General features: G+C 73.2%; 12 protein-coding genes and 2 pseudogenes. 5 read left to right on the plus strand and 9 right to left on the minus strand.

The window, feature by feature from the left end:
• Positions 1-9: 9 nt before the first annotated feature.
• Positions 10-1212 (plus strand): annotated as a pseudogene (locus tag ACZ7J0_RS08720) (trans-sulfuration enzyme family protein); the annotation flags it as partial.
• On the opposite strand, the gene ACZ7J0_RS08725 reads toward ACZ7J0_RS08720, so the two are convergent.
• The 6 genes from ACZ7J0_RS08725 to ACZ7J0_RS08750 all read right to left on the minus strand — a co-directional run bounded on the left by ACZ7J0_RS08725 (position 1151) and on the right by ACZ7J0_RS08750 (position 9471).
• A complete protein-coding gene (locus ACZ7J0_RS08725; protein ID WP_470886028.1) occupies positions 1151-2623 on the minus strand; it encodes a GNAT family N-acetyltransferase in 1473 nt (490 codons plus the stop codon). The pseudogene ACZ7J0_RS08720 and the gene ACZ7J0_RS08725 overlap by 62 nt on opposite strands.
• 85 nt (positions 2624-2708) lie before the next feature.
• Complete coding sequence (locus ACZ7J0_RS08730) at positions 2709-5558, minus strand: DUF7824 domain-containing protein (protein ID WP_470885324.1); 2850 nt, start codon at positions 5556-5558, stop codon at positions 2709-2711.
• Entirely contained in the window at positions 5555-6925 is a 1371-nt protein-coding gene (locus tag ACZ7J0_RS08735; protein WP_470885326.1) for an SWIM zinc finger family protein, read from the minus strand. The genes ACZ7J0_RS08730 and ACZ7J0_RS08735 overlap by 4 nt, the downstream gene beginning before the upstream one ends.
• 49 nt (positions 6926-6974) lie before the next feature.
• On the minus strand, positions 6975-7286 hold the full coding sequence (locus tag ACZ7J0_RS08740) for a winged helix-turn-helix domain-containing protein (RefSeq protein ID WP_470885328.1): 312 nt from the start codon (positions 7284-7286) through the stop codon (positions 6975-6977).
• A complete protein-coding gene (locus ACZ7J0_RS08745; protein ID WP_470885330.1) occupies positions 7283-7702 on the minus strand; it encodes a hypothetical protein in 420 nt (139 codons plus the stop codon). The genes ACZ7J0_RS08740 and ACZ7J0_RS08745 overlap by 4 nt, the downstream gene beginning before the upstream one ends.
• Positions 7703-7881: 179 nt before the next feature.
• Positions 7882-9471 carry an alkaline phosphatase D family protein gene (locus ACZ7J0_RS08750; RefSeq protein WP_470885332.1) on the minus strand — a complete coding sequence of 530 codons (1590 nt, stop codon included), beginning with the start codon at positions 9469-9471 and terminating at the stop codon, positions 7882-7884.
• Between the two features lie 252 nt (positions 9472-9723).
• Here ACZ7J0_RS08750 and ACZ7J0_RS08755 point away from each other — a divergent pair, with 252 nt between their 5' ends.
• The gene (locus ACZ7J0_RS08755; RefSeq protein WP_470885334.1) at positions 9724-10131 is read left to right on the plus strand and encodes a VOC family protein; all 408 of its coding nucleotides are present in this window, start codon (positions 9724-9726) and stop codon (positions 10129-10131) included.
• On the opposite strand, the gene pdxR is transcribed toward ACZ7J0_RS08755, so the two are convergent.
• Positions 10086-11600 (minus strand): MocR-like pyridoxine biosynthesis transcription factor PdxR, encoded by a 1515-nt coding sequence (gene pdxR, locus ACZ7J0_RS08760; protein WP_470885336.1) that lies wholly within the window; start codon positions 11598-11600, stop codon positions 10086-10088. The genes ACZ7J0_RS08755 and pdxR overlap by 46 nt on opposite strands.
• A gap of 47 nt (positions 11601-11647) precedes the next feature.
• On the opposite strand from pdxR, the pseudogene ACZ7J0_RS08765 reads away from it, so the two are divergent.
• A pseudogene (locus tag ACZ7J0_RS08765) lies at positions 11648-12052 on the plus strand (EamA family transporter); the annotation flags it as partial.
• Positions 12053-12532: 480 nt separating this feature from the next.
• Here the strand turns inward: ACZ7J0_RS08765 and ACZ7J0_RS08770 are convergent.
• The gene (locus tag ACZ7J0_RS08770; protein WP_470885338.1) at positions 12533-13363 is read right to left on the minus strand and encodes an alpha/beta fold hydrolase; all 831 of its coding nucleotides are present in this window, start codon (positions 13361-13363) and stop codon (positions 12533-12535) included.
• A 218-nt stretch (positions 13364-13581) separates the two neighbouring features.
• Here ACZ7J0_RS08770 and ACZ7J0_RS08775 point away from each other — a divergent pair, with 218 nt between their 5' ends.
• Both ACZ7J0_RS08775 and ACZ7J0_RS08780 read left to right on the plus strand, forming a co-directional pair.
• Positions 13582-14460: an RNA polymerase sigma-70 factor gene (locus tag ACZ7J0_RS08775; RefSeq protein ID WP_470885340.1), complete on the plus strand. Its 879-nt coding sequence runs from the start codon at positions 13582-13584 to the stop codon at positions 14458-14460.
• Positions 14461-14712: 252 nt separating this feature from the next.
• Entirely contained in the window at positions 14713-15453 is a 741-nt protein-coding gene (locus ACZ7J0_RS08780; protein WP_470885342.1) for a GntR family transcriptional regulator, read from the plus strand.
• Between the two features lie 54 nt (positions 15454-15507).
• Here the strand turns inward: ACZ7J0_RS08780 and ACZ7J0_RS08785 are convergent, their stop codons facing one another.
• A complete protein-coding gene (locus ACZ7J0_RS08785; protein WP_470885344.1) occupies positions 15508-16665 on the minus strand; it encodes an ROK family transcriptional regulator in 1158 nt (385 codons plus the stop codon).
• Between the last annotated feature and the right edge of the window lie 67 nt (positions 16666-16732).

Below are 16732 nucleotides of genomic sequence, written 5' to 3' on the forward strand. Positions count from 1 at the left end.
AGTGCCGCCATGGACACGGACATGGAGTACGGCGCCCCGACCACCCCCAGGGCTCTGGCCACCGAGGCAGTGCACGCCGGACGCGAGGACCTCGCGGCGCTCGGCCTGCACGCCGCGCCGCTCGACCTCTCGACGACCTACCCGTCGTACGACACCCGCGGCGAGGCCGCGCGGATCGACGGCTTCGCCGCCACCGGCGCCAGGCTGGAGGGGCCGCCCGTCTACGCGCGCCTCGACAACCCCACCACCGCGCGCTTCGAGGACGCCCTCGCCCGGCTGGAGGGCACGGAGAGCGCCGTGGCCTTCGCCAGCGGCATGGCGGCACTCACCGCTGTTCTCCTGGCCCGGGCGAGCCTCGGACTGCGGCACGTGGTCGCGGTCCGGCCCCTCTACGGATGCAGTGACCATCTCCTGAACGCCGGCCTGCTCGGCACCGAGGTGACCTGGACCGACGCCGCCGGGATCGCGGAGGCGATCCGCCCGGACACCGGACTGGTCATGGTCGAGACCCCCGCCAACCCGACCCTGGCCGAGGTCGACATCCGGGCGATCGCCCACTCCTGCGGCTCGGTCCCGCTGCTCGTCGACAACACCTTCGCCACGCCCGTGCTCCAGCGGCCCGTGGAGGAGGGGGCCCGGATCGTGCTGCACAGCGCCACCAAGTACCTGGGCGGGCACGGCGACGTGCTCGGCGGGGTCGTGGCCTGCGACGAGGAATTCGCCCGGACGCTCCGCCTGGTCCGCTTCGCCACCGGGGGCGTCCTCCACCCGATGGCCGGCTATCTGCTGCTGCGGGGGCTCTCCACCCTGCCGGTGCGGGTCCGGGCGGCGTCCACCACCGCCGCGGAACTGGTCCGCAGGCTGGCCGCCGACCCGCGCGTCGCCCGTGTCCACTACCCGAGGATCGGCGGCGCGATGGTCTCCTTCGAGGTGTACGGGGATCCGCACGCGGTCATCGCCGGCGTGCGGCTCATCACGCCCGCGGTCAGCCTCGGCAGCGTGGACACCCTCATCCAGCACCCCGCCTCCATCAGCCACCGCATCGTGGCCGAGGGAGACCGGCGCTCGTCGGGCGTCAGCGACCGGTTGCTGCGTATGTCGGTCGGGCTCGAGGACGTCGAGGACCTGTGGCGCGATCTGACCGCGGCGCTCAGCGCCTCGCCCGCCGGCCGGGATGTCCGGGCCGGTCGGTCGCACGCTGGGGAGCGTCCTGTTCGCGTGGTGCGTACTGATCACGCTGTGGGGTCGGATGAGGGGTTCGCGACGGAGTCGAGTCCAGTCGGGCGGTGATCACCAGGGTGCCCTCCTCGATCTGGTAGTCGAGGGGGAGCGACAGGCCGCGCATCGCCGCGACCATGCCGGTGTTGGACGCCTGGGTCACGGCGTAGACGCTCTCGCAGCGGGCCTCGACGGCCAGCGCCACCAGGCGGCCCAGCAGCTCCGAGCCGATCCCGCGCCGCTGCCAGTCGTCCTCGACGAGCAGCGCGACCTCGGTCTCGTCCCCGTCCCAGAGGAGATGGCCGAGGGCGACGAGCCTGCCGGAAGCGGTCTGGACGGCGAGGGTGCGGCCGAAGCGCGGGCTCAGCAGGTGGCTCAGATAGCGGTCGGCGTCGGCCACCGGGCCGTGGTAGCGCAGGCCGAGGGTCCGGTCGGAGCAGCGGTCGTGCATGGCGCGGGCGGCGGCCAGGTCGGACTGGTCGGCGCGGCGCACCGTGATCTCGTTGCCCTCGGGCAGCGTGAGCACGTCCTGACTGCGGGGGATGCGCGGGCCCAGGCGGGCGTCGAGTTCGACGAGCGCCCGGGCCCGCGCGAACTCGGTCGGCGTGAACGGCAGATAGGGCCGCTCGACCGTGATGGCCCCGCCGTTCGGGTCGCGCAGCCGCATGACCGTCTCCTCCAGTACGCCCTCGACCGGGGCGGTCTCTCCGGTGGGCCGTCCGGTGAGCGAGAGTGCGGGGAGCGAGTGGATGGTGCAGCGGCCCAGCAACTGCCGTAGAGCCAGAGGCAGTTCGGCCGCGTCCAGCGCCGTGCGGGTGGCGAGTCCCAGCAGCCGGGTCGGGGTGTCCACCAGATCGTGGGCATCGGCACGCTCGATCCACGTGGAGCTGCCGCCGGCCGCCGAGATCTCCCGGGTGAGATGAGTGGCCTGCAGGGCGGCGGGTGCGCGCAGCAGGAACTCGTCGACCGTGCCGTCCCCCAGCGGATGCGTCTGGAGGGTGAGGATGTCGACGCGGTGCCCGGCCATGGCGACGCACAGCGCGGCCAGGGTGCCGGGCTCGTCCCGCACGGTGGTCCGCATCCGCCACAGCACGGTCTCTTCCTGTGGCTTCTCTCCGTTGCCGAGGGAGGGTGCCGGCAGCGGGACCGTACCGCCGCCGCCGGTATGACCGGCCCCGGCGGCGGCCGGGGGCGCGTGGCTGTGGCGGCGTGCCCACCAGGTGTGGAACGCGGCCGTGGCGATCAGGGCGATGGCCGAGATCGCCAGCAGATAGGGGCCCTTCGGGCCGTGGGCGATGGTGTTGGCGATCGCGTCGGCGACCGCCACGGCGGTGAAGAGCGCGGCCAGTTCGACGAGGTCCCGCCGCCAGTGGTGGTGGCGGCGAGCGCGCTTCGCGGACGTCAGATCAGTCATGGATTCACTGTGACCCAGCGGTGTTGCGTGATCACGAACGCTTTGTGACTGACGGGTTAAGTGTCCTTCTAGAGGACTAATGACTGATTTCAGTCGGTTGTGTCGTGGAGTGATCGGCCTGCTGTCGCAATGCGGCCAGAAGCCGCTTCGCCTGGACGACCAGCTGTGACGACCCCCGCCGACCCGCCGCCTCGGTGAGACCGGGAACCGCGGCGCTCGCTCCGCACCGCTCGACGCAGTCGGCGGCGATGGCGAGTATCTCCCCCAGACCGCGCGGCAGGGTGTCCCCGCACAACAGCCCGGACAGCGCCGCCCCAAGGACGGACCACACCGTGGCGTACGCCCCGGTCGCGGCGGCCGTCCGGGCCGCATCGGCCAGCCGATTGGGCTTCACCATGCCGTCAGCGACCAGCTCGGCGAGGTCGCGGCCGAGACGGCCCGCGTCCAACTGCCCGCGCGCGGCCAGCACCAGCAGCGCGTCGACGGCGACGAGCCGGGCCTCGGAGTTCCGGGCCCCCAGTCCGTGGGCCAGAGCCCGGTGGAGTGCGGGCCCGGCCTCGCCGCCCGCCTCCGCGAGAGCGGAGAGCCACCAGGTGCCGTCCGACGTGTCGTACTCGGCGTGCTGCCGGACGCCGGGCAGCAGCCAGGAGGCCAGGATGTCCCGATCGTGGGGCAGCACCGCCGGCCAGTACTGCTGGTCGCCGACCCAGTGGTAGCAGGCATGCCCGGCCGTGTCGGGCTCCCTGCCCAGCCACCGCAGGGCCGGCGGGAACTCCCGCCGGACCGCACGCCTCTCCCGCGCCCGGGCCAGCAGACGCCGCATGGTCGGGGCCCCGCTTCGGCCGTGTGTCGGGTCGGCAGCGTCCGCCCGCTCCGGGTCCGGAGCGTCCGCCCGGTCCGGGTCCGCAGCGCCCGGGACCTGCTGCCCGGCACCCGCGCCGGCCGTGCCGGCACCCGCACCCGCACCCGCGCCCGCGCCCGCCGTGCCGGCACCGGTGCCTGCCGTGCTCGCGCCCGCCGCGCCGCCGTCCGCCGGCGCCGGCGTGCTCCGCAGCGCCGGAAGCAGCGGCTCCGCCGCGCTCAGCCATGCCGCGAGACGCTCGCCCTCCACGGTTCCGAGCTCCGCGGCGATCGGTGCCACCGCCGGGTTCCGCTCCACCCTCAGCAGCGCCTGCCCGAAGTCCGCGGGCCCCGGTGTGACTCCGAGCCGCTGGTACGCCCGCAGGCGCTCGACGAGTTCCTCCGGGTCCAGGGCGCCCGTGTGCCACGTGGGGGTGGCGAGCAGGAAGGGCAGCGGCTGGGTCCGCACGTAGTAGGCGGCCTCCCAGAGACGGGCGTTGACGGCGAGGGCGAGCCCCGCGTGGGCGCAGCTGTGGGGAGGACTCAGACGTGTGCGGGCATGGTGAAGCGTCGTGACCGAGACCTCTCCCAGCACGGCGGCTGCCACGACCTCCAGCCCTCCCGGATCACGGGAGAAGCGCTCGTCGGGGCTCCAGTGCGCCGAGTGGCCGAGCCACCAGCGGTCGGAGAGGGCGCCGCGCAGCGCATCGGCCAGCGCCTCCACGTCCTGATACGCGTGCCGGACGAGTCCGTCCAGGGTCCTCTCGAACGCGCTCACATCGGCGGACCGCAGCACCACCACCAGCTGTTCCACGAGCTCCGCCACCGACGCGGCGGCGGGCTCCACGCGCCGGAGCTCCGGAGCCGGCGGCACATGCTCCTCGTAGGGAACCGACTCCCCGAGGGGGACGAGCGCCTCACCGAACACCTCGACGGCGCCGGCCCGGTGAGCCGGGCTCAACAGTGCCGTCGCGTCGGCCAGTTCGCCGCGCAGCACGCCGTCCACGGCGGACAGATGGCGGCCGACCAGCTTCAGCGCCCGCTCCTGCACGCTCGTGTCCTCGTGCCCGAACGCCTCCGCGAGCACCGGAAGCAGTTCTGCCGCGTCCGCCGGGTCCCTCCGCAGCGCCTTTCCGAGCAGCACCAGCTGCGCCCGCACCAGCTTCTTCTCCGTACGGAACAGCACCGGCCCGGACACCTCCGCCAGTGCCCGCGCCGGCAGGTCACCGGACTCGGAGAGCCGCGCGAGCGCGGCCTGGGCGTGGGCCGCCACTGTCGACGGGGCGTCGGAGGCCATGCCGATCCAGTCGGCGATCCGCTCCCGCTCCTCCTGCGGGGTGAGCGCCAGCCGTTGCAGCAGTGCCAGGAAGAACTTCAGATCACCGGCCCTTCCGCCACGGAGCAGCCGCGCCACGGTCCTGTCCACGAGCAGGGACCGCTCGACGAGCCCCTCTTCTGACAGGGTCACCAGTACCGAGGGCCACTGGTCGGGCGAGACGGTGTTCAGTGACCAGGCGAGCGGGCGGGGGAGCTCCGCCGTCTCGAAGAGACGGGGGACGAGGTCCGCGAGATGCGGGTCCTTCCGCAGCTCCCTGAGCAGTCCCGCCCTGCGGGTGTCCCCCGCCCAGCCGTGCACGAAGGCGTCCGTGGTCGGGACCGGGCAGCCCGCGATCCGTACCAGCTCACGGATGAACGGGTAGTCCTCCTGGCCCGTGGACGCCCGGGCCGCGAGCCGGTGGGCCACATCGCCCAGCCACTCGGGGTCCCGGCCGGAGAGGACCTCGACCAGAATCCCGGTCGGCAGGCGGTCCCACTGGCGCAGATCCCGGGCGCCCAGCCAGGCCGCGGCGGCCGCGGCGCCGGTGTGACACCCGGCTCCTGCGATGATCAGGCCCCGGCCCGCTTTGAGGCGCTCCTGCCAGCGGCCCCACTCCCAGCCCCGGAGCTCGGTCCGCAACTCCTTCAACCGGGCCAGGGCCGCCTTGCGTTCGGCGGGATCGAGGGGCGCGAGAAGCGCCGGAAGCGCCTGGTGACGGCCCTCCCGAACGGCGGTGAGCAGCTTCTCCACCGGGCCGGCGACCGTCATCGCGCACCTCCCGCGACGAGCGCGCCGCGCCGCACCATCCGTACCGCCAGCGCGTGTTTGCACGGACCGCGTCGGCCCTGGTAGTCCGCCCACCACTGGCATGTGCAGGAGAGGGCTCCGTTCGACTCCCGCACCTGGTACCTCCGTTCGCCCGAGGCGACGGTGGCGAGGCTGCCGTCGAGCGTCACGGCGTCCGAGGAGGCCAGCGCGCGGGCGGCCACCAGCCGGGGGTTGTGCCGCTCCGCGCGGTCGGCGTCGTACGGCAGCTCACGGTGGAAGTACGCCGCCTCCGCCACGTCGTACCCCACGCGGCCCGCCGTCCCCAGCCGGGTGAGCGCGGCGCGGACCCGGTCGACCGGCAGGCCGGCCCGCTCGCCCAGCTCGGCGAGGTCGATGCGCGGCTCCCAGGCCAGCAGTACGGACACCAGCTCCGCGTCCTGCGCGGCCTCTTCGGTGGCGAGAGCCTCAAGCACTCCGCCCTCGCCCGAGAAGCCCCGCGAGGCGTCCGGCGACAGCGTGAGCGTGAGCCGCATGCCCGGCAGCGTCACCTCCCAGGCGCTCGCGGTCGCCACACCGTCCGGCACCGGCCCGTACACCTTCAGCGCGGTCGCGTGCCGCAGCACCCGCTGCAGGGCGGCGAGCCGCTCGGGGCCCGGCAGACACACCGCTCCGGGGACCGGCCGTGTGGTCGGCCGCAACGTCCTCCCGGACGGCACGACCCACAACGGGCCCCGAGATCCGCCCGGGGTACGGGGCAGGGAGCGCAGGGAGCGGACCGCCTCGGACGCGGACAGTTCGGCCCGCAGGTCGAAGGCGGCGGAGGCGACCTGCGCCTCGGCGAACCCTCGGAGCCAGCGGTCGGGCAGGGGCACCTTCTTCTCCACCACTGCTCCGCCGGTCGTCGTGACGGCCAACTCGTCCGGACCGACGCGAAGATGCAGCGGATTGTCACCCGTCATCCGCGAGAGCGCCTCCCGCAGAGGGTTGTTCACGTCCACATTGGTCGTGCCGTGTCCCGTCTCCGCCCCGTCGAGCCCCTCCCGCAGGACGTCCAGGCGGGCGTAGACCCCGCCACAGCCCGAGAAGGACTCGAAGCGCAGCCGGTCGCCGTTGCCGGTCACGACCGGGTCGAGGGACGAGGGCCGCAGTCGCTGGTAGTAACGGGCGGCCGCTACGTCCGCGACCGCCAGCAACCCGCGTGCCGTCGTCTGCGGGGAGGTCAGAAAGCCCGCGAAGAAGCGCGGGTGGGCCTCGGCGCCGGTGGGTGTGAGCCCGCCCGATGTCTCGAGCCCCAACAGCCGTCCGGCCTGCGAGGATTCGAGCGCGGACATGCGGGAATAGGCGAGTGCCTGTACGGATCGCGTCATGGGAATGACGTTAGGGGGCACCACTGACAATCGCCGGACGGCTGTGGTCTCAGCTCCCGGCGATCGCCCGCAGCGCCGCCAGATGCCGGGCGTAGACGTCACGCCCTGTCGCCGTCAACGCCAGCCAGGTCCGCGGCCGGCGCCCCACCCGGCCCTTGTCCACCGAGACCAGACCCGCCTCCTCCAGCGCGGCGACCTGCTTGGAGAGCGCAGAGTCGGACACCTCCACCAGATCCCGTACGAACGCGAACTCCGCCCGGTCCAGCGGTGCGAGGGCCGCCACCACCGACAGGCGCACGGGCGAGGTCAGCAGCGGCTCCAGCGCGTGACGCGGGTGACTGCCCTGCTTCGCGTCCGTCATGCGCCCAGGCGCCCTTCGATCCAACCGGCCACCGCCAGCGGCAGCGTGCACACCAGCGCCGCCCCGACGGCGAAGGTGACGTTGTCGGGGAAGACGGTGGAGCCCAGGACGATCGTGAGCGCGTACAGCACCCCCCAGATGCCGATGGTGAGGCCGTGCCGCAGGCCGAAGGCGCGCCGCACCGCCCGCCTGCGCGTCACGTAGAGACTCAGCCCGGACACGACGACGACGTACGCGATCAACGCGAGGGGCATGGCCACCGTGCCGTGCAGCAGCAGCACCGTGGGCACCAGGCCCAGCTGTGCGACGGCGAAGATCATCAGATAGCGGCTGTACCAGCCGCTGTCCCGCCGCGCGGCCTTCTCCATGCGCAGGCTTCGCCCCAACGCCTCCACGGCGTCGACGTGTTCGGTCATCACTGATCCCCCGGTCTCTTGGCGGCAACTACTTTCCACTATGGCAAGTAATTGCCGCCGAGGCAACAGGAGGTGACGAAGGGGCCTTCCAGGAGGGTTTTCTGGAAGGGACTTCCTGGAGTGGGATCGAGAAGTGGGATCGAGGCGTGCGATCGAGGCGTGGGATCAGGGACGGGGTGTCACTGGCCGACGCGCCCCGGCTGGAGCACCTTGCTGAACAGGACGGTTCCTCCCTCCGCCCGCAACCGCACGGTCAACTCCCCGCTCCCGCCGTCGATGTCGACCTCACCGAAGTACTGCGGCGTCTCCATCGGTGAAAGATTCGCCCGCTCCGGCGCCCGTACGAACACCCGCTCCGGCCCGAACGTGGAGTCCAGCGCGTTGGCCGGGAACCCACCTGCCGCCAGCGGACCGGAGACGAACTCCCAGAACGGCGCGAAGTCCTTGAACGCGGCCCGTTCCGGGGCGTAATGCTGAGCCGAGGTGTAGTGCACGTCCGCCGTCAGCCACAGCGTCCCGGTGACACGGCGGTGCTTGACGAACCGCAGCAGCTCCGCGATCTGCAGCTCCCGGCCGAGCGGCGCACCGGGGTAGCCCTGCGCCACGGCCTCGAAGTCGGTCGAGCCGTCCGGGACCACCAGACCCAGCGGCATGTCGGAGGCGATCACCTTCCACACCGCTCGCGAGCGTGCCAGCTCGCCCTTCAGCCAGGCCAGCTGCTCCGCACCCAGGATGCCGGTGGTGTCGTCGGCCTGACGGCCCGGCGAGTTGGCGTCGCGGTGGGAGCGCATGTCGAGGACGAACACATCGAGCAGCGGACCGTACCGCACCACCCGGTGCATCCGGCCCTCCTCACCGCGCGCGCGGAGCGTGGAGACGGGGAAGTACTCGCCGAACGCGCGCAGGGAACGCGCCGCCAGGACGTCCACGTCCTTCTCGGTGTAGCGCGGGTCGTCGAGGATCTGCCCCGGGTACCAGTTGTTGCGCACCTCGTGGTCGTCCCACTGCACGATCGTCGGCACCTGGGCGTTGAACGCGCGGACGTTGTGGTCCAGCAGGTTGTAGCGGAAGTTGCCCCGGTACTCGTCGAGGGTCTCCGCGACCTTCGACTTCTCCTCGGTGGTGATGTTGCGCCAGACCCTGCCGTCGGGCAGCGCCACGCTCGGCTGGATCACCCCGTCGGCGTAGATCGTGTCCCCGCTGCACAGGAAGAAGTCCGGGTCGAGCCGGCGCATCTCCTCGTACGCGCGGAACCCGCCGATGTCGGGGTTGATGCCCCAGCCCTGCCCGGCGATGTCGCCCGACCAGAGGAAGCGCACGCCCGCCCGACGCCGCGCGGGAGCGGTACGGAACGTTCCGGCCACCGGCTCACCGGTGCGCCGCGGGTCGTCCGGGTCGGCGAGCGTCACGCGGTAGTGGATCTGCTCACCGGGCGGCAGCCCGCGCAGCGCCGTCGTCCCCGTGAAGTCGCTGTCCGCGCCGAGCAGCGGGCCGTGCCACCGGCGGGCGCCCCGGAAGGACTCGCTCGCCGCGGTCTCCACGACCATCCGCGCCGGCCGGTCGGACCGCACCCACACCAGCCCGGACGACGAGGTCACATCACCCGTCTGCACACCCCACGCGGCACGCGGCCGTCCCGACAGGGCGAGAGCGGGCGCCGCCCCGCCAAGGGCGGCGGCTCCCCCGAGGGAGAGCCCCGCCGAGGCGGCCAGGGAGCCGCGCAGGACGCTGCGGCGGGCGGGCGACGGGCTCGGCGGGCTGTACGACATCGGTGCGCCTCCAGGGGGAATCGGGTCACGCTGCCGGGACGTGTGGTTCGGGCGGCTGTGCCATGCCTAACGGCCGGTGACGGCGCGCACACCAACCCCACATGAACAACGGGCCCCGGCCCCGCAGGAACACGCCGGGTACGCCTCCGACGCGCGATCGACGTCGCAGGACGGAGGACCAGCGACCGATCGACCCGCCCGGCGCCGCGGGATACGGTCGGTTCGGTCCAACACACCGACCAGGGGGAACTCGTGCCCATAGGCGGCCAGTCGCACATCCGTATCGCCCGCCCCTCACGAGACCTGGGGGCGGCCGAGCGCTTCTGGAAGGACGGCCTCGGCCTGAACGTCGTCTACCGCGACGAGGGCACCGCCGAACCCGGCGACCACGCCCTGCTCATGCTCGGCTGGCCCGACGCCGGCTGGCACCTCGAACTCGTCGACGCCGCGCCCGTCGTGCCGCGCCCCACCGAGGAGGACCTTCTCGTCGTCTATCTCGAGGAAGAGGTCCCGGACGAGCTCGTGGCCCGGCTCGAGGAGCACGGCGGCAAGCGCGTGACGTCCCCCAATCCGTACTGGAACGAATGGGGCGTCACCGTCGAGGACCCCGACGGCTACCGGCTCGTCCTCTCCGTACGCGGCTGGTCCAACACCGGCTGACCGCCGGCGCGTGGGGCGTCCGCGCGCTCACGGTGACCGCGCAGTGCGCCCGCCAGCAGGCGCACGCCCCGTGCGATGTCCGACGGCGTCAGGTGCGCGTAGCCCAGTACGAGCCTCAGGTGCCCGTCCGCGAAGGTCCGCGTCCCGTAGTCCTCCAGTGGTCGCACGGCCACCCCGGCCGCGGCCGCCCGCCGCACCAGGAGTGACGCCGGGCCGCCGTCGACCGGCACGCACGCGATGATGTGCAGCCCGGCGGCGATCCCGCTGACCTCCGTGCCGGGCAGGTGCTCCTCCAGCGCCGCCACCAGCGCGTCCCGGCGCTCTCGATAGGCGCGCTGACACCGCCGCAGCTGACGGTCGTAGCCGCCCCGGGTGACGAAGTCGCACAGAACCGCCTGATCGAGGGCCGGATTCCCCAGGTCCATGGTCCGCTTGCGCTCCACGACCTCCTCGACCATTTCCTCCGGGGCGAGCAGCCAGCCGAGCCGCAGCCCCGGCGCCAGGGACTTGCTCACCGAACCGGTGTACGCGACCCGTTCCGGATCGAGGCCCTGCAGCGCGCCGACCGGAGCCCGGTCGTAGCGGAAGTCCCCGTCGTAGTCGTCCTCCACGACGAAGCCGTCCACCGAGCGTGCCCACTCCAGGAGTTCGGCGCGCCGCCGGGCCGAGTACCCGATCCCGGACGGGAACTGGTGCGAGGGGGTGGTCACGACAGCCCGTACGCCGGCCTCGGCCAGTGGCCCCGGAAGCATCCCGTCGGCGTCCACCGGCAGCCACACCGTCTCCACACCGGTCGAGGCGAACAGCCTGCCGTGCTCCGGGCTTCCGGGGTCCTCCACCCCCACCGCCCGGATCCCGCGCGCGTGCAGCACGAATCCGAGCAGGGTCATCGCCTGGGCCACGCCCGAACACACCACCAGCCGCCCGGGATCCGCCACCACCCCGCGGCGCCTTGCCAGCAACCCGGCCAGCGCCTCGCGCAGCTCCGCCAGCCCGCGGGGATCCGGATAGCCCAGTGCCCGGTGCGGCAGCCGGGACAGGACGGCCTTGTGCGCGGCGGCCCAGGCCGCGCGTGGGAAGAGCGAGAGGTCGGGGGTCCCCGGAACGAAGTCCACCAGCGGGCGCGAAGCGGGCGGAGCCGGGTCGGACGTCCCTTCGGCAGCCGCCCGCACCGCGTCGCCCACCCAGGTGCCCGCGCCGCGACCGCTGCGCAAATATCCCTCGGCGACGAGCTGTTCGTACGTCTCGGTGATCAGTCCGCGCGACACCCCGAGGTCCGCCGCCAGCTCCCTGCTGGCCGGCAGGCGGGTCCCCGCCACCAGAAGGCCCGAGCGCACCGCCTCACGCAGCGCCGACTGGAGCGCCCGGCCACGCCGTCGGGCCGGAGCGCCGGCCGCCGGCAGCAGCAGCTCCCACGCGGGGCTTCCGCCGCCCTCGCCCGCCGGTGGATTGGTCCCCGATGACGTCATGGAAGTGGACCTTAAACGGGACCGGAGCGCTGCCTAGCGTCGGCCCCATGAACGCGAACCTTCTGCGGGGAACCCTTCTCGTGACCCTCGCCTACGCCCTCGTCGGCGCCTCCTTCACCGCCAACAGCCTTCTCGGCGACTACCCCTACGCGGGCGGCCAGGCGCTGCGCTACGGAGCCGCCTTTCTGCTCCTGCTTCCCTTCCTCGGCCGGGGCGGCCTCGCCCCGCTGCGCGATCTGAGCCGCCGTCAATGGGGGCGTCTGGCCGTCGTCGCCGGCATCGGGATGGTCGGCTTCAATCTGTCCGTCCTCGCGGCCGAGCGGAGCGCCGAGCCTGCGGTGCCGGGAGTGTTCGTCGGCTGCGCGCCCGTGGTCGTGGCCGTCCTCGTGCCGCTGATGAGCAGGCGCAAGCCGGTCCTCCCGGTGCTCTGCGGGGCCCTGTTCGTCGCCGCGGGCGCGTTCACGGTGCAGGGTTGGGGCCGTACCGACCTGTCCGGCATGGTGTGGTCGCTGGGCGCGCTCATCGGTGAGGTGGGCTTCACCGTGCTCGCCGTGCCGGTCCTGCGGCCCCTGGGGCCGCGCCTGCTCACGGCGGCGGTCTGCGGTGTCGGAGCCGTCGAGTCCGCGCTCCTCGGGTTCGTGCTCGACGGGACGGCGTTCCTGCGGATCCCGGCCATGTCCGAAGCGCTGGCGCTCGGTTGGCAGGCGGCGGTCGTCACCGTTGTCGGCTTCGTTCTGTACTACACGGGCATGCGCCGGATCGGTGTGGAGCGGGCGGTGCTGCTGTCGGGACTGATCCCGGTGGCAGCGGCGATGACGGCGCCGCTGGCCGGCACGGGCACCTACGGCGTGGCCCAGGCGACGGGCAGCGCGCTGGTGGGCGCCGGAGCGGCGCTCGGCTCCGGCGCCTTCGGCAGGCGTCCCCGGGGAAAGTCAGCGGCTGCCGTCGAGGATCACCCGCGCGACAAGGGCCGGATCGTCGTTCATCGGCACGTGACCGCACCCGGGCAGCCGGACCAGCCGGGCACCGGGGACGGTGTGCTTGGCGCGTATCCCCTGGCGGCGCAGCAGCAGTCGGTCGCGGGTTCCCCAGGCGACGGTGACCGGAAGACCGGGCACGTCGTCGGTGAACCGCACGCTCCCGCCGGCGGCGAGCGTCTCGTGGAAGCCGGTGGCGCCGCGCAGCGCGAGGGTCTCGGCGACGGCGGCCTCGGGTGAGCGGCGGCCGGGACGGGCGTAGATGGTGCTGGTCAGCGCCGTACGGCCGGCGGTGGTCCGGGACAGCCGCTCGATCAGCGGCAGCGGCATCGCGAGGGCCGCGGCCCGCATCGCCCGCAGCGTCCCGAAGGCGTACCGCCGCTCGCCCTCCGACCAGAAACCGGCCGGGGACAGCGCCGTCACCGACCGGACGAGCTTCTCCTTGCCCAACTCCAGGGCGAGCAGCCCGCCGAGGGAGTTCCCCGCGACGTGCGGCCGCTCGATGCCCAGCGCCTCGCAGAGCCCGGCGAGTACGGGCACCACCGTCCCGAGGTCGTAGGCGAAGCCGTCGGGCAGGGCCGGTGAGGCGCCGAAGCCGGGCAGGTCGATCGCGACGACGTCCCGCTCGGCCGCGAGGATCGGCAGGACCGGTTCCCAGGCCTGCCAGTGGTGGCCGATCCCGTGCAGCAGCAGCAACGGCTCGCCCGCGCCCCTGCGTTCGTACGTCACGGAGACCTTGCGCGGTCCCCGGGGGGACGCGGTGGTGAACGAGACCTCTGCCGGCATACGACTGCTCCCTGTCTTAGACGCCCTGTCAGCAACAATTACCGTTCAGTAGGAACGAGTTCAAGAGGGCGGCAACAACGGGTCGGGAACGCTTGCGGACGGGCTCGCGGCGTGAGGCCGGCCGGGACCTCTCCCGGGCCTTCCCCGCCGCGCGGCTGTGGCCCGCACCGCACCCGGCGCGCCTGGACACCGCCCCGCGCGTGGGATGGGATGGGAGCGTGACCGCCGACTCCGCCAGCGATGTCTTCCAGCAGCACCGCCCCGTCCTCACCGGCGTGGCCTACCGCATGCTCGGCCGCGCCGCCGACGCGGAGGACGTCGTCCAGGAGGCATGGCTGCGATGGTCGGCCGAGCGGCGGGAGGACGTACGCGAGCCGCGCGCCTATCTCGTACGGATCACCACCCGGCTGGCCATCGACCGGCTGCGCCAGGTCCAGTCGCGCCGCGAATCCTACGTCGGGCCGTGGCTGCCCGAACCGATCGTGACCGACTTCGGCCCGTCCGTCCCCGACACGGCGGAACGCGCCGTGCTCGCCGACTCCGTGTCCCTCGCCGTCCTGGTCGTCCTCGAATCCCTCTCGCCGCTGGAGCGTGCCGTGTTCGTGCTCCGCGAGGCCTTCGGCTTCCCGTACGGCGAGATCGCCACCGTCCTCGACCGCTCCGAGGCCGCCGTGCGCCAGCTCGCCGGACGGGCCCGGCGCCATGTCGACGAGGGCAGGCCCCGATACGACGTGGACCCGGCCGAGTGCCGCGACCTCACCGAGCGCTTCCTCGCCGCCGCGGGCGGGGGCGACCTCGGCGATCTGCTGGAACTGCTCGCGCCCGACGCGCGGCTCGTCGGCGACAGCGGTGGCAAGTCCAAGGCTCCGCTGCGGATCATCGAGACCGCGGACAAGGTCGGTCGATTCCTCCTCGGAGTCGCCGGCGCCGTCGCCGACTTCGAGGTCCGGCTCGTCGAGCTCAATGGCGCCCCGGCGGTGCTCGTCCTGCGGGACGGCACCCCGGACACCGTCCTGCAGCTGGAGGTCCGAGACGGTCGCATTCAATGCGTCTATATCGTGCGGAATCCGGACAAGCTCCACGCCGTCGCGCCGTAGGAGCGCCACCCTGCCAGGAAGCGCCCCGCGTTCCGTCACCGGACGCGGGGCGCTGTGCCGCGCGCGCCTCACCGCAGCGCGAACGTCCTGTGAACGATCACGACCGAAGGGCCGCCGTGCCGGCCGCCGGACAGATGATTGGTCTTGACCAAGGGGGAGGACCGTCTTATGGTCGGCAGAGTTAGTGCAGGAACCTTTAATAAACAAGGGCGCGGAAAGCCGCCGGGGACACGGCGATTGCGGAGGATCAGGGTGGGGACCACGCAGCTGGAATCGGTGCCGGAGCCGAAGTACTGGCATCTCAAGACCGTGATCAGTGAGGCGCTCGACTCGGACTTCGCGGTGGGCGAGATCCTGCCCAACGAGCGTGAACTCGCCGCTCGTTTCGGGGTCGCCCGCGCCACGCTCCGGCAGGCGCTGGAGCAGCTCGAACTGGAAGGCCGGCTGCAGCGCCGGCGCGGCGTCGGCACCACCGTCGCCCCGCCCCGCATGGGCGTCGACGTCTCCACCACCCAGCACCAGTGGCCGGGGGTCGCCGAGGAGACCTGGCAGTCCGTCGACTGCGCCGACGCCACGCCGCCCGCCGCCGTCGCCCGGCTCCTCGACACCGACCTCGACGAGACCGTCCACGTCGTGCGTCGTCTGCGCGTCTCGCACGGGCAGCCCGTCGCCGCCGAGCTGCTGTACGTACCGGCGGGCTCGGTTCCCCAGCTCCCCTCCGTCGTCGGCCCCTCAGGACCCGCCCGCGCCCGCGGCGTCCTGCGCGAACTGCAGCGCCTCGCCCTCGACGGCCAGGACCGCGCGGTCGAGCTCGGCTCGGCCCGCGCGGACGACGCCAAGGAGTTGGAGCGCCTGCCCGGCGCGCCGGTCCTCGTCGTGACGACCCGGTACCTCTCCGAAGGCCGTACGGCAGCCGTGTCGGTGGCGACCTACCGGGCCGACACCTGCCGCCTCACCTTCGGCGACTCGGGCGACCTGGTCATGGCGTCCTGAACCACCCGCGTCCGCGCGCGTCCACGGCCCGTCGCCGGCAGCTCCCCGAGCTGCTCAGCGGCGGGCCGTCACCGTTCCCTCGACCGCGAAGAGCTGCTCCTCCACATGGTCCAGCGCCAGGCGCAGCGCGCCGGTCCCGACCGCGGCCTCGCCCAGCAGCGACAGCGCCACCCGCGGGGGCCGCAGACAGAAGCGGGCCAGCTCGTCGCGCAGCGGCTGGAGTACGCCGTCGAGTCCCGCGGCCCAGCCGCCGATGACCACCAGCTCGGGGTCGAGCGCCAGCACCAGGGCCGCCACGTCGTGAACCAACCGCTGGATGAACCGGTCCACCGCCGCCCCGGCCCGGGCGTCGCCCTGCCGCGCCAGCGCGAAGACCGCCGCCACGGCCTGTTCGTCGAGCGGGTGCAGAGGCTCGTCCGTCGTCGACAGCAACGTCTCCGGCGTCACCCCCCGCCCCAGCAGGTGCAGCGCGCCGATCTCGCCCGCCGCGCCGCCGTAGCCGCGGTGCAGCCGGCCTCCGATCAGCGAACCGGCGCCAGGACTGAGACCCGCGAGGACGAAGACGATGTCGTCGGAGTCGGTGGCGGCACCCTTCCAGTGCTCCGCCACCGCCGCCGCGTTGGCGTCGTTCTCCACCAGGACCGGGCAGCGGAAGGAGCGGCGCAGCCGCTCGCCGAGCGCGAGACCGGTCCAGCCGGGCAGGGCGGTCCCGAGCTTGATGGTTCCGTCCGCCTCGACGATGCCCGGTGTGCCGACGCCGACGGCCCGGAGGTTGCTGCGGGCCACTCCGGCGCGGCGCAGGACGTCGGCGACGACCGTGCGGACCCGCTCCAGCCGCTCGTCCGCCGACGCCGTCTCCGACACCTCACGGGAGCCCGCGCCGATGATCCGTCCGTCGAGCCCGGAGAGCAGCGCGGCGACCCGGTGCGGCCCGATCTCGATGCCCAGCAGATGCCCCGCCTCGGTTCGGAACCGGAACCTCCTGGCCGGCCTGCCCTGCCGCCTGGTCTCACCCTCCTCGGGCGCCGACTCGACGACGAGGCCGCCCTCCATGAGCCCCTCGATCACCCCCTCGACCGTCGGCCGCGACAGGCCGGTGATCCGGGTCAGATCGGTGAGCGTGGGGGAGTCGGCGGCCCGCAGCGCATGAAGTACCACCGCGGAATTGATCCGCCGCAACAGCGACGGGTCTCCGCCGGTCAGCCGGCCCACGGTGTGTCCTCCCAGCTCGAGCGCGTGTCTGGCCGGATGGTACTCAATGACCGGGAGCGCGGCGAGT

Source organism: Streptomyces sp. NPDC038280, assembly GCF_055600045.1.